Source organism: Caulobacter sp. GW821-FHT11E10, assembly GCF_058808375.1.
The window spans coordinates 234190-247141 of the sequence record NZ_JBXARP010000009.1 but is presented as its reverse complement, the minus strand read 5'-3'; the positions used below and the strand labels follow the sequence as shown (position 1 = coordinate 247141).

Genomic DNA, 12952 nt, shown 5'->3' with positions numbered 1-12952 from the left:
GCGTGCCGACGACTCAGGAATAGCGGTCCCATGTCCGATACCAGCGCACCCCAGAAATACCGCCGCATCCTGCTGAAAGTGTCGGGCGAGGTCCTGATGGGCGACACGCCCTACGGCATCGACACCAACACCGTCCAATCCGTGGCCGAGGACGTGGCCGAGATCGTCAAGTCGGGCGTCGAGCTGTGCCTGGTGATCGGCGGCGGCAACATCTTCCGCGGCATGGCCGGCGCGGCCAAGGGGATGGAGCGCTCCAGCGCCGACTACATGGGCATGCTGGCGACCGTCATGAACGCCCTGGCGATGCAGGACGCGCTCGAGCGCATCGGCGTCGAGACCCGCGTACAGTCGGCCATTCCGATGGCCACGGTTTGCGAGCCCTACATCCGCCGCCGCGCCCAGCGTCACCTGGAAAAGGGCCGCGTCGTGATCTTCGCCGCCGGCACCGGCAACCCGTTCTTCACCACCGACACCGCCGCGGCCCTGCGCGCGGCCGAGATGCAGTGTGACGCCCTGTTCAAGGGCACCAGCGTCGACGGCGTCTACACGGCCGACCCCAAGAAGGATCCGGCGGCGGAGCGCTACGACCGCCTTACCTACATGGACGTCCTGGCCAAGGACCTGCGCGTCATGGACGCCTCGGCCGTGGCGCTCATGCGCGACAGCAACATTCCGATCGTGGTCTTCTCGATCAAGGGACGCGGCAACCTGTTGACCGTCCTGCGAGGCGAGGGGACCCACACCGTGGTCGCCGACGACCGCGCCGCCTAAAAAGACATCTAGCGAGGAGAGCCCGTCATGGCCGCCGCCGAAAAACCTGTCCTGTCGCGCTACCGCGATCGCATGGACAAGGCCATCGTTGCCCTGAAGGAAGAATTCAGCAGCCTGCGCACCGGCCGCGCGTCGGCCAGCCTGCTGGACCAGATCATGGTCGACGCTTATGGCTCGACCACGCCGCTGAACGCGGTGGCTTCGGTCAGCGTGCCCGAGCCGCGCCAGATCAATGTCAGCGTCTGGGACCGCGGCGTTGTCGTCGCGGTCGAGAAGGCCATTCGGGCCTCGAGCCTGGGCCTGAACCCGGTCGTCGAAGGCCAGAACCTGCGTATTCCGCTTCCGCCGCCGACCGAGGAGCGCCGCAAGGAACTCTCCAAGCTGGCCGGCAAGTACGCCGAGCAGCAGAAGATCGCCGTCCGCAACGTTCGCCGCGACGCGAACGACGACCTGAAGAAGGCCGAGAAGGACGGCGCGATCGCCGAGGACGAGCGCAAGAAGATGGAGACCGAGGTCCAGAAGATGACCGACGAGGCCATCAAGCGGGTCGACGAGGCCTTGAAAACCAAAGAACAAGAGATCATGCAGGTCTAATCGTCCTCCCTGCGTGTTTAGAGGGGGAACGAGGGAAGGTTGAAGCGAATGCCGCCGACCACCGGGCTGCAGGATGTTTCGGGACGCGTCGGGGGTGACGTGACCGACCATCGTCTGCACGTGGCCATTATCATGGATGGTAACGGCCGCTGGGCGAAGCAGCGGGGGATGCCGCGCGTCCTGGGCCATCGCGCCGGCGTCAACGCCCTGAAGCGTACCGTGGAAGGCGCTCAGAGCCAGAACGTCGGCGTGCTGACGGTCTTTGGCTTCTCGACCGAGAACTGGCGCCGACCGGCCCACGAAGTCTCCGAGCTGATGAGCCTGCTCAAGGCCTATGTCGAATCGGACCTCGAGCGCCTCGCCAAGGCCGGGGTGCGTGTTCGCATCATCGGTCGCCGCGTCGGCCTCTCGGCGGACATCGCCGAAGTGATCGAGCGCGCCGAGGCGCGGACGGCGCAGAACACCGAATTCGTCCTCCAGGTGGCCTTCAACTATGGCGGCCAGGCCGACATCGCCGACGCGGCGCGGGCCTTCGCCGAGAAGGTCGAGCGTGGCGAGGCCAAGGCGTCCGACCTCACCGAGGAAACCTTCGAACGCTTCCTCTCGACGGCCTCCGCGCCGGCGCCGGATCTGATCGTGCGCACCAGCGGCGAGCGCCGCATCTCGAACTTCCTGCTCTGGGAATGCGCCTATGCCGAGCTCGTCTTCCAGGACGTGCTCTGGCCTGACTACGGCCCCGAGGCCCTGGCGGCGGCGATCGCCGAGTACCGCCGACGGGATCGACGTTATGGAGGGATCGCGGCCGATGACGTCGCCGTCGCCGGCTAAGCGCTTCAACTGGGGCAATCTTCGAATGCGCGTGGTCTCGGCCACCGTGCTCGTGCCCACGGTCGTGGCCGCCGTCTGGCTGGGCGGCTACTGGATTCTGGCGCTCGCCCTGGTTTGCGTGGCTCTGCTGGCTCGCGAGTGGGGCAAGATCAGTGCGCCCAAGGCCCCTCGGGCGGTCGGGACCGTGGTCGGCGTCTTCTGCGCCATCGCGGTCGTGGCCGGGTTCCTGCACCACTTCTTCATCGCCTGGTCCGTCGTTCTCGTCGGAGCCTTCCTGGCCGGCCTGATCGCGCGCGGGGCGGTCGAGCGCCGGGCCGACGCGGCCTATGGCGTTGTCTATATCGCGCCGGCCGTCATCGCCCTGGTCTGGGTCCGCTCGATCTCGGACGGCCTGTGGTGGACCCTGATGCTGTTCGTGGTCACATGGTTCGCCGACATCTTCGCCTATGTGGCCGGCAGCATCTTCAAGGGGCCGAAACTGTGGCCCCAGATCTCACCCAACAAGACCTGGTCGGGCTTCATCGGCGGCCTGGTGGCGGCCACCGTGGGCGCCATCGTCGTCGCCAACCTGGCCGACCTGCGTCTGGTCTGGCCGGCGGCCGCCCTAGTCGGATTCCTCGGGGGGCTGGCCACCATGGCCGGCGACCTCTGGGAATCGATGCTCAAGCGCCGCTTCGGCGTGAAAGACAGCGGCGACCTGATTCCGGGACATGGCGGCCTGCTGGACCGCGTCGACGGCCTGATGTTCGCGGCCATCGTGATCGCCGCCGTGCGCCTGGTCGATCACTGGAAATGGGGCCATTGACCTTACCCCGTAAAGTAGTGGTGCTGGGCTCGACGGGATCGATCGGCCTTTCGACCCTGAGCCTGTTCGAAGAGTCTGGAACGCCCGTTGAGATCCTGGCCCTGACGGCCGGTCGCAATGTTGAGCGCCTAATCGAACAGGCGCGGCGCTGGAAACCTCTGGTCGCGGTCATTCAGGACGAGAGCAAGCTTCAGGTCCTCAAGGATGGCCTGGCCGGTACGGGCGTGCGGGCGGCGGCCGGCGAGGCCGCGGTCAGCGAGGCCGCCGCCATGGGCGCGGACTGGGTGATGTCGGCGATCGTGGGGGCCGCCGGCCTTGCGCCCACCGTGGCGGCCGCTCGCACGGGCGCCGTGATCGCCCTGGCCAACAAGGAAAGTCTCGTCTGCGCCGGTCCGGCGCTGCTGGCCATCGCCAAGGCGGCGGGCGGATCGGTGATTCCGGTCGATTCCGAGCACTCGGCGATCTTCCAGGTGCTGCAGCCCGCCTGCGCCCACCGCGTGGCGCGCCTGATCCTGACGGCCTCGGGCGGCCCGTTCCGCACCTGGACCCGGGCCGCCATGGAGACGGCCACCCCCGAACAGGCGGTCGCACACCCGAACTGGTCGATGGGCGCCAAGATTTCGGTCGATTCCGCGACGATGATGAACAAGGGGCTCGAGATGATCGAGGCCTCTTACCTGTTCGGAACCCCGGAAGACCGCGTCGACGTCGTGATCCACCCCCAATCCGTGATCCATAGCCTGGTGGAGTATGTCGACGGCTCGACCCTGGCCCAGTTGGGCGCGCCCGATATGCGCAGCCCCATCGCCTGCGCCTTCGCCTGGCCGGACCGCCTGCCGTGGCCCGCGCCGCGTCTGGATTTGGCGGCCTACGGCCAGCTGACCTTCGAATCGCCGGACCTTGAACGCTTCCCCTCGATCGGCATCGCGCGCGAAGCGCTGCGCCTTGCGGGCGGCGCGCCGACGGCGATGAATGCGGCCAACGAAATCGCCGTGGCCGCTTTCCTTGACCGTAGGATCGGGTTTCTCGATATTGCCGCCGCGGTGGCGGGAACCCTCGAGCGTATGAACAGTCTTGGCAATCTCTCCATTGCGGAAAGTGACGCCGTCGAAAACGCGATGTTGATCGACGTCAGCGCTCGCCGCATTGCGGCCGAGGTTGTCGCGCAAAAGCATCGCGGGCGCTGATCCGGGGGACCGGCCACTTACATGACCGACATACTGATCATCATCCTTTCCACGGTCTTCGTGCTGTCCGTCGTGGTGACCATCCACGAGCTGGGCCACTATTGGGCCGCCCGCGCCTGCGGCGTCGCCATCGACTGCTTCTCGCTGGGCTTTGGTCCGCCGCTGATGTCCTGGCGCGACAAGCACGGCGTGGAGTGGCGCATCGCCTCGATCCCGCTGGGCGGCTATGTGCGTTTCTCGGGCGACGAGAATGCCGCCAGCGTACCCGACCAGGACGGTCTGGAGGCCATGCGCGCCTCGATCACCCGGCGCGAGGGCGAAGAGGCGCTGTCGCGGTACTTCCATTTCAAGCCGGTCTGGCAGCGGGCGATCATCGCGGCGGCTGGTCCGATCTCGAATTTCGTCCTCGCCATCCTGATCATGGCCGTGTTCCTGGTGATGATCGGATCGCCACGATCGACCCCCGTCGTGACCAGCATCGAGCCCGGCAGCGCGGCCGAGGCTGCGGGCTTCAAGATCGGCGACAAGATCCTGCAGGCCGACAACCGCAAGATCGAGAGCTTCCAGACCTTGCAGAACTACATTGGGCTGCGCGCCAACATGACGGTCGACTTCACCGTCCAGCGCGCCGGCCGAGAGGTGCATCTGGCCGCGACCCCGCGCCTCGTCGAGGTGACGGACCGCTTCTCCGGCCGCACGAAGATCAGCCGCCTGGGCATCGGCAACACCGGCCAGCGGCACTTGGAGCGCTCGACGGTCCTCAGCGCCATTCCCGACGCCACGGTCGAGGTGTGGGGCATGATCAAGACGATCGGCTTCTATCTGGGCCGTCTCGTCACCGGCCAGCTGCCCGCCGACCAGATCAGCGGCCTGATCGGGATCGGCCACACAGCCGGCGCGGTGACCAAGGCCAGCGCCGAGGGCGCGCCGGACGTCGCCACCATGGTGCTGCGGGTCTTCGTCTCCTCCATGCTGCTGATCGCCAGCCTCTCGGTCAGCATCGGCTTCATGAATCTGCTGCCAATCCCGGTTCTCGATGGCGGGCATCTGCTGATGTACGCTTATGAAGCCGTGGCCAAGCGGCCTCTAAGAGCGGACTTCCAGGCGGCCGGCTTCCGCGCGGGGCTTGCCTTGATCCTGGGTTTCATGCTGTTCGCGGCATGGAACGACCTCAACCGCTACGACGTGTTCAAATTCATCGGCGGCCTGTTCACGTGAACGCCCGCTCTTCGTCCATGATTGGTCCCATGAACAAACTTCGCGCCCGCAGCGCCGCGTTCGCCACTGGTATGGCGCTCCTCCTTGGCTCGACGGCCATGGTGGCTCCGCATCAGGCCTTCGCGCAGAGCGCCCAGACGGGCGTGGTGCAGCGTATCGTCGTGCAGGGCAACGAGCGTATCGAGCAGGGCACGATCCTGTCCTACCTGCCGATCCAGCCGGGCGACACGGTCGACTCCCAGCGCCTCGACCTGGCGCTGAAGACCCTGGCCCGCACCGACCTCTTCGCCGACGTGAAGGTCGAGATGCAGGGCGGCGACCTCGTCGTGAAGGTCGTCGAGAACCCGATCATCAACCAGGTGGTCTTCGAGGGGAATTCGTCCCTGAAGGAAGACAAGCTGAAGGACGAGGTGCAGATCCGGCCGCGCGGCATCTTCACCCGCGCCAAGGTGCAGGCCGACGTCCAGCGCATCATCGAACTCTATCGCCGTTCGGGCCGCATCTCGGCGACCGTGACGCCGAAGGTGGTCGAGCTGCCGCAGAAGCGCGTCGACTTGGTGTTCGAAATCAGCGAAGGCCCCAAGAGCGGCGTGCTGGGGATCAACTTCCTCGGCAACAGCGAGTACTCGGACAACGACCTGCGTGACGTGGTCGTGACCAAGGAAAGCCGCTGGTACAAGATCCTGACCAGCAACGACAACTACGATCCCGACCGGATCGAGTACGACCGCGAGCAGCTGCGCAAGCACTACCGCAACCGCGGCTATTTCGACTTCCGCGTCGTGTCGTCCGTGGCCGAACTGGCGCCTGACAAGAACGGCTTCGCCGTCACCTACACCCTGGACGAGGGCCCGAAGTACAAGTTCGGCAAGGTTACGGTCGAAACGGAACTGAAGAAGCTGGACGGCAATCTGCTGGCCCAGATCCTGCCGATCCGCACCGGTCAGCTGTACGAAGACGAGCGCATCGAACAAGCCACCGACGCCCTGACCTTCGCGGCGGGCGCGGCGGGCTTCGCCTTCGTGGACGTGCGCCCGCGCTACGTGCCCAACCGCGAGACCAAGACGGTCGACGTGGTCTTCCAGGTTCGTGAAGGCCCGCGCGTCTATGTCGATCGCATCGACATCGTCGGCAACACCCGCACGCTGGACTACGTCCTGCGCCGCGAACTCGAAGTGGCCGAAGGCGACGCCTACAACCGCGTCCTGGTCGATCGCTCGAAGAACAACATCCGTCGCCTGGGCTTCTTCAAGGAAGTCGAGATCGAGGACACGCCGGGTTCGGCCCCCGACCGCACCAGCCTGCGGGTCAAGGTCGAAGAGCAGCCGACGGGCGAACTGTCGTTCAGCGCCGGCTACAGCTCGGTCGACAAGCTGGTGCTGGACGTCGGCATCACCGAGCGGAACTTCCGCGGTCGCGGCCAGAACATGCGCGCGCGCGTCTCGGTCGGTTCGCTGCGCCAGCAGATCGATTTCGGCTTCAGCGAGCCGCGCTTCCTGGGTCGCAACCTGGTGGCGGGTCTCAACCTGTACACCTTCCGCTACGACCTGTCGGACTACGCGGCCTACGACACCAAGTCAGTCGGCGGCGATATCCGGTTCGGCTTCCCGCTGACCAACGATTCGTCGATGAGCCTGCGCTACACCGTTCGTCAGGACGAGGTGGACGTGGCCGACAACCTCTGCACCAGCGGTTCGGTTTCGCAGATCCTCTGCCTGCAGCGCGGCGCCTACATCACCTCGCTGATCGGCTACGGCCTGCGCATCGACAAGCGGAACGATCCGATCAACCCGACGCGCGGCTGGTTCGCCGACCTGAACCAGGACATGGCCGGCATCGGCGGCGACGTGAAGTACCTGAAGACCGAGGCCGACGCCGGTTGGTACTACGGCATCACCAAGGACATGGTGTTCAGCGCCACCGGCTCGTTCGGCTATATCGAGGGCTGGGGCGGCGACAACGTCCGCATCAACGACCGCTTCTATCGCGGCGGCACCTCGTTCCGCGGCTTCGAGATCGCCGGCATCGGTCCGCGCGACGTTTCGAGCACCTACAACTCGATGGGCGCCAAGCTCTACGCCATCAGCACCTTCGAGCTGACCATTCCGACGTTCCTGCCCGAGCAGTACGGCATCAAGGCCGCCCTGTTCAGCGACGTGGGTACGGCCGGTCTGCTGGATGATGTGGATCGCCAGAAGTCTCCTGGCGTCTTCGATCCGAACATCAAGGATAACCTCGGCCTGCGTGCCACGGCCGGTATCTCGATCGACTGGAAGTCCCCCATGGGTCCCATCCGATTCGATATCAGCCGTATTTTGGCCAAGGAAAGCTACGACCGAACCGAAACGTTCCGGTTCTCCACCTCCACAAGGTTCCAATAAACATGTCCAAGTTCCTGTCCGCGGCCGCCACCAGCGTCGTCGCTCTTGCCATCGCGACCAGCGCATCGGCCCAGACGGCTCCTGCCGCGCCGGCGGCTCCGGCCGTCTCGCACGGCCCCGCTCTGCCGGGCGTCTGCATCTTCTCGAGCCCGCGCGCTGTCGGCAGCTCGCAAGTGGGTAAGGCCGTCGATACGCGCCTGAAGACCATCATCCAGCAGGTGAACGCCGAACTGACCGGCGAGCGCAACGCGCTGGACACCGAAGCCAAGGCGCTCGACGCCAAGCGCGCGACCATGGCTCAGGACGCCCTGGAGCAACAGGCCGCCACCCTGCAGGCCAAGGCCAACGCCTGGCAGCGCAAGGGTCAGCTGCGCCAGAAGGAAGTCGAAGCGACCGAGCAGAAGGCGCTGGCGCGCGTCTATCAAGAGCTCGATATGCCGATCAAGCAGGTCTACCAGACTCAAAAGTGCAGCATGCTGGTGGATCGTGAATCGGTGATGCTGGCCAACCCGTCGATGGATATCACCGACGCCGTGGTCACCGCCCTCGACGCGCGCATCAAGACCCTGACCTTCGATCGCGAACGTCTGGACCAACAGGTCCCGGGCGCCGCGCCGCTGCAACCGACCAATAAGTAAGCGAATCGTCTCCTTTGGGTTTACCTAGGGGAATGATTTTGCCGTGAGGAGCCATGCCGGACCCGCGTTTCTTTGACAGCCTGGGTCCGGCAGCGCTTTCCGAGTTGGCCCGGGCTGGCGCCGCCGAATTGGCGGACGCCGCCCTGGGCGACCGCATGATCGACCACGCCGCGCCGCTCGATGCGGCCGATGCGGGGGCGATCACCTTCTTCTCTGACGCCAAGCGTAAGGACATCGCCGCGGCCACCCGGGCCGGCGCCTGTTTCGTGCGCGCCGAGCATCGGGAATTCCTGCCTTCCACTTGTGTCGCCCTGGTGACGAGGCATCCGCAGGCCGCCTGGGCGGGCGCCGTGACGCGCCTCCATGCGCCGCGTCGGCATGAGCCGTCGGCGGCCGCGATCCATCCGGAAGCGGAGCTCGAAGAGGGCGTTCTGCTGGCGCCCAATGTGACCATCGGCCAGGGCGCGCGCATCGGGCGCGGGACGCGAGTCGGCCCTGGCGCCGTGATCGGTCCGGGCGTCCTGATCGGCCGTGACTGCGTGATCGGCCCCAATGCGGTAGTCGGCTTCGCCTTGCTTGGCGACCGGGTCTCGATCTCGGCCGGCGCGGTGCTGGGCGAGGCGGGGTTCGGCGCGGCCATCGGCCAGGGCGGCATGGTCGACCTGCCGCAGCTGGGCCGGGTGGTGATCCAGGACAATGTCACGATCGGCGCCAATAGCTGCGTCGACCGCGGCGCCTTCGCTGACACCACCGTCGGTGAGAACACCAAGATCGACAACCTGGTGCATGTCGCGCACAACGTCCGTGTGGGACGCAATTGCGTGCTGGCGGCCTACACCGGTCTGTCGGGCAGCACGATCGTCGGCGATGGCGTGGCGTTCGGCGGTAAGGCCGGCGTCGCCGACCACTTGAACATCGGCTCGGGCGCGAGCATCGGGGCGGCCGCCTCGGTGTTCAAGGACGTGCCGGAAGGTGAAACTTGGACGGGCTTTCCGGCGCGACCGCTCAAGCGGTGGCTCCGGGAGACCGCATGGCTGTCCCGCATGGCGGGCGGCCGAGGGACGAGGGGCTGAGTATGGGCCAGAACGCCGAGCAGACGGTGCAGACCGACATCGACATCGCGGAGATCCTGGCGCGCATCCCGCACCGCTATCCGTTCCTGCTGGTCGATCGGGCCGAGGCCTACGAGCCGCATAAGTCGATCGTCGGCATCAAGTGCGTGACGATCAACGAGCCGTTCTTCCAGGGCCACTTCCCGGGCAACCCGGTGATGCCGGGCGTGCTGATCATCGAGGCCCTGGCCCAGACGGGCGCGGTGCTGATGAGCAAGTCGCTGGAAGTCGACACCGAGGGCAAGACCATCTTCTTCATGTCGGTCGACAACGCCCGCTTCCGCAATCCCGTGCGTCCCGGCGACGTGATCCGGATGGAGGTGGAGGTCGTCCGCGCGCGCTCGTCGATCTTCAAGTTCAAGGGCGTGGCCAAGGTCGGTGACAAGGTCGCCGCCGAGGCCGAGTTCGCCGCCATGGTGGTCGACACGGGTCCCAAGGCATGACGATCCATCCCAGCGCCATCGTCGCGCCGGGCGCGCAACTGGGCGCCGGCGTCGAGATCGGCCCGTTCTGCACGGTCGGCCCCCAGGTGAAACTGGGCGCCGGCACACGCCTGATCTCGCACGTCGTCATCGACGGCGCGACGACGATCGGCGAGGCCTGCACGCTGTATCCGTTCGCCGTTCTCGGCGCGCCGCCCCAGCACCTGGCCCACAAGGGCGAGGACACCCGCCTCGAGATCGGCGACCGCAACGTGATCCGTGAGCACGTCACCATGCAGACCGGCACGGTCGGCGGCGGCGGCCTGACCAAGGTCGGCTCGGACAGCCTCTATATGGTCGGGGCCCACGTGGCGCATGACTGCGTGATCGGCGACCGCGTGACCTTCGCCAACAACGCCACCCTGGGCGGCCACGTCTCGGTCGGCGATTTCGTGTTCATGGGCGGGCTGAGCGCGGTGCATCAGTTCACCCGTATCGGACGCTACGCCTTTGTCGGGGGCGGCGGCATCGTCACCAAGGACATCATTCCGTACGGCTCGGTGTGGGGCAACCACGCTCACCTCGAGGGTCTGAACCTGGTCGGCCTTAAGCGCCGAGGCTTCTCGCGCGAGTCGATCAACGCCCTGCGCGCGGCCTACCGTCTCATGTTCGCCGACGAGGGCACCTTCCAGGAGCGCCTCGACGACGTCGCCGAAATCCATGCCGGCAACGCCGAGGTGATGGAGATCGTCGACTTCATCCGGGCCGACGCCAACCGCCCGCTCTGCCTGCCGGAACGAGAGGTCTAGGCTTTCGATGCGTAAGCTAGGCCTGATCGCCGGTGGTGGGACGCTTCCCGTCGAACTGGCGGCTCATTGCGAGGCCGCTGGGCGGTCGTTCGCCATCATGCGCCTGAGAAGCTTCGCCGATCCGGTTCTAGCCCGTTATCCGGGCCAGGAGGTCGGCCTCGGCGAATTCGGCAAGGCGTTCAAGGCCCTGCGCGCCGAGGGCTGCGAGGTCGTGTGTTTCGCGGGCAATGTCAGTCGGCCCGATTTTTCCGCCCTGATGCCCGACGCCCGCGGCATGAAGGTCCTGCCCGGCCTGATCGTCGCCGCGCGCAAGGGTGACGACGCCCTGCTGCGCCGCGTGCTGGACGAGTTCGAGAAGGAAGGCTTCGAGATCGAGGGCGCCCATGAGGTCATGGGCGAAATGACCCTGCCACGAGGGCGGTTGGGCAAGCATTCGCCAAACGCCGCGCACATGGCCGATATCGACAAGGCCCTGCTGGTGGCCCGCGAGATCGGCCGTCTGGACGTGGGCCAGGGCGCTGTGGTCTGCGAGGGCCTGGTCCTGGCCGTGGAAGCCCAGGAGGGCACCGACGCAATGCTGCGCCGGGTCGCTGAACTGCCTCAGACGATCCGGGGCTCGGCCGAAGCGCCCCGGGGCGTCCTGGCCAAGGCGCCCAAGCCAATCCAGGAGACCAAGGTCGATCTGCCAACCATCGGCGTCGCCACCATCCAACGCGCCGCCCGTGCGGGCCTCGCCGGCGTCGTCGGCGAGACCGGCCGCCTGCTGGTGGTCGACCGCGAGGCGGTGATCGCCGCCGCCGACGACCTGGGCCTTTTCGTGCTGGGGGTCGATCCGCAGGGTCGCACGTGAAGACGCCGCTCAAGGTCATGCTTGTGGCCGCCGAGGCCTCGGGCGACGCGCTGGGCGCGGGCCTGGCCAAGGCGTTGCGAGCGCGACTGGGCGAAAACGTCACCTTCGTCGGCGTCGGCGGAGCCAAGATGGCCGAACAGGGGATCGAGAGCCCCTTCGACATCGCCCAGCTTTCGATCCTGGGCGTCCTGGAGAGCCTGAAGGCCTATCCCCGGGCCATGGCCCGCCTGAAGGACACCGTGGCCCTGGCGGCCCGGGAAAAGCCCGACGTGGCGGTCCTTATCGACAGCTGGGGCTTCAACATCCGCTTGGCCCACGCGTTGCGAAAACTGGACCCCGGTTTGCCGCTGGTGAAATACGTCGCGCCGCAAGTCTGGGTCTATCGCGAGGGGAGGGCGCGATCGCTGGCCAAGGCGGTCGACCTGCTGCTGTCGATCCAGCCGATGGACAGGCCGTATTTCGACGCCGTCCGGCTCGACAGCGTCTTCGTCGGCAATTTAGCCCTGGCCAAGCGCTTTGACCAGGCCGATGGGGCGCGTCTGCGGGCGGCCGTCGGCGCCTCGGCTAGCGATCCGATTCTATTGGTGCTGCCGGGCAGCCGTCCGTCCGAGATCGAGCGGGTCATGCCGGCCTTCGAGGATGCGGTGCGCCGCCTGAAGGCTGAGCGGCCCGACTTGGTGGTGATCGTGCCGGCCGCCTACACCGTCGCCGAGGCGGTGAGGGCCCGCGTCGCCGGCTGGCCCTTCAGGGCGCATGTCATCGAGGACGACGGTCTCAAGGACGACGCCTTCGTCGCCGGAGACGTCGCCCTGGCCTGCAGCGGCACGGTGACGACGGAACTGGCCCTGGCCGGCCGGCCCATGGTGGTCGGCTACAAGACCAGCGGGGTGACCTACGCCATCCTCAAGCGTCTGGTGAAGCCGCGCTGGATCACTCTGTTCAACATCGCCGCCGGCAAGGCCATCGCGCCCGAACTGATTCAGAGCGCCTGCGAGGGCGAGGGCTTGGCGCGCGAGGTGGGGCGGCTATTGGATGATCCGGCCTTGCGGACGCGGCAGGCGGCCGAGCAGTTCGCGGCGCTCGAGACGTTGGGGCGCGGCATGCCCGACCCCTCCGCGGCGGCGGCCGATGCGGTGCTGGACTTCCTGCGCCGCCGCGACGCTGGCGACCGCGCGCGCCCGTAGAAATCGTGGTGCGGTTGCTCGGGCGTTGCTCGCGGATCTAAGATCCAGCGGCCGTCGCTCAAAGCTTCAGCCGAGGCGAATGTTCAGGGGCGCTTTCGAGCTTCCGGGTCGCGTAAATAGAGACGCGCTGCCATGCTCAAGGTTAACTAGCGC

The 12952-nt window shown here is 66.8% G+C and carries 13 protein-coding genes; all 13 read left to right on the top strand.

Going from position 1 to position 12952, the window contains the following annotated elements:
- Positions 1 to 30 precede the first annotated feature (30 nt).
- The 13 genes from pyrH to lpxB are packed head-to-tail and all read left to right on the top strand — an operon-like array spanning position 31 to position 12799.
- Positions 31 to 771 carry a UMP kinase gene (pyrH, locus tag AC1RRV_RS19825; RefSeq protein ID WP_492861364.1) on the top strand — a complete coding sequence of 247 codons (741 nt, stop codon included), beginning with the start codon at positions 31 to 33 and terminating at the stop codon, positions 769 to 771.
- Between the two features lie 27 nt (positions 772 to 798).
- A complete protein-coding gene (gene frr, locus AC1RRV_RS19820) occupies positions 799 to 1365 on the top strand; it encodes a ribosome recycling factor (RefSeq protein WP_492861363.1) in 567 nt (188 codons plus the stop codon).
- A 48-nt stretch (positions 1366 to 1413) separates the two neighbouring features.
- Positions 1414 to 2193 (top strand): polyprenyl diphosphate synthase, encoded by a 780-nt coding sequence (gene uppS, locus AC1RRV_RS19815; protein ID WP_492861362.1) that lies wholly within the window; start codon positions 1414 to 1416, stop codon positions 2191 to 2193.
- Entirely contained in the window at positions 2153 to 2998 is an 846-nt protein-coding gene (locus AC1RRV_RS19810) for a phosphatidate cytidylyltransferase (protein ID WP_492861361.1), read from the top strand. Before uppS ends, AC1RRV_RS19810 begins: the two co-directional genes overlap by 41 nt.
- Positions 2986 to 4185, top strand: a complete 1200-nt coding sequence (dxr, locus tag AC1RRV_RS19805) for a 1-deoxy-D-xylulose-5-phosphate reductoisomerase (RefSeq protein ID WP_492861360.1) — start codon at positions 2986 to 2988, stop codon at positions 4183 to 4185. The genes AC1RRV_RS19810 and dxr overlap by 13 nt, the downstream gene beginning before the upstream one ends.
- A 21-nt stretch (positions 4186 to 4206) precedes the next feature.
- Positions 4207 to 5403: a M50 family metallopeptidase gene (locus AC1RRV_RS19800; RefSeq protein ID WP_492861359.1), complete on the top strand. Its 1197-nt coding sequence runs from the start codon at positions 4207 to 4209 to the stop codon at positions 5401 to 5403.
- Positions 5404 to 5420: 17 nt separating this feature from the next.
- Positions 5421 to 7784, top strand: a complete 2364-nt coding sequence (gene bamA, locus AC1RRV_RS19795; protein WP_492861357.1) for an outer membrane protein assembly factor BamA — start codon at positions 5421 to 5423, stop codon at positions 7782 to 7784.
- A 2-nt stretch (positions 7785 to 7786) separates the two neighbouring features.
- A complete protein-coding gene (locus AC1RRV_RS19790) occupies positions 7787 to 8422 on the top strand; it encodes an OmpH family outer membrane protein (protein ID WP_492861356.1) in 636 nt (211 codons plus the stop codon).
- 53 nt (positions 8423 to 8475) lie between these two features.
- A complete protein-coding gene (gene lpxD, locus AC1RRV_RS19785) occupies positions 8476 to 9495 on the top strand; it encodes a UDP-3-O-(3-hydroxymyristoyl)glucosamine N-acyltransferase (RefSeq protein ID WP_492861355.1) in 1020 nt (339 codons plus the stop codon).
- A gap of 2 nt (positions 9496 to 9497) precedes the next feature.
- Positions 9498 to 9977 (top strand): 3-hydroxyacyl-ACP dehydratase FabZ, encoded by a 480-nt coding sequence (fabZ, locus tag AC1RRV_RS19780; RefSeq protein ID WP_492861354.1) that lies wholly within the window; start codon positions 9498 to 9500, stop codon positions 9975 to 9977.
- Positions 9974 to 10765, top strand: a complete 792-nt coding sequence (gene lpxA / locus AC1RRV_RS19775) for an acyl-ACP--UDP-N-acetylglucosamine O-acyltransferase (protein ID WP_492861353.1) — start codon at positions 9974 to 9976, stop codon at positions 10763 to 10765. Before fabZ ends, lpxA begins: the two co-directional genes overlap by 4 nt.
- Positions 10766 to 10772: 7 nt before the next feature.
- A complete protein-coding gene (lpxI, locus tag AC1RRV_RS19770; RefSeq protein ID WP_492861352.1) occupies positions 10773 to 11615 on the top strand; it encodes a UDP-2,3-diacylglucosamine diphosphatase in 843 nt (280 codons plus the stop codon).
- Positions 11612 to 12799 carry a lipid-A-disaccharide synthase gene (gene lpxB, locus AC1RRV_RS19765; RefSeq protein WP_492861351.1) on the top strand — a complete coding sequence of 396 codons (1188 nt, stop codon included), beginning with the start codon at positions 11612 to 11614 and terminating at the stop codon, positions 12797 to 12799. Before lpxI ends, lpxB begins: the two co-directional genes overlap by 4 nt.
- Positions 12800 to 12952 lie beyond the last annotated feature (153 nt).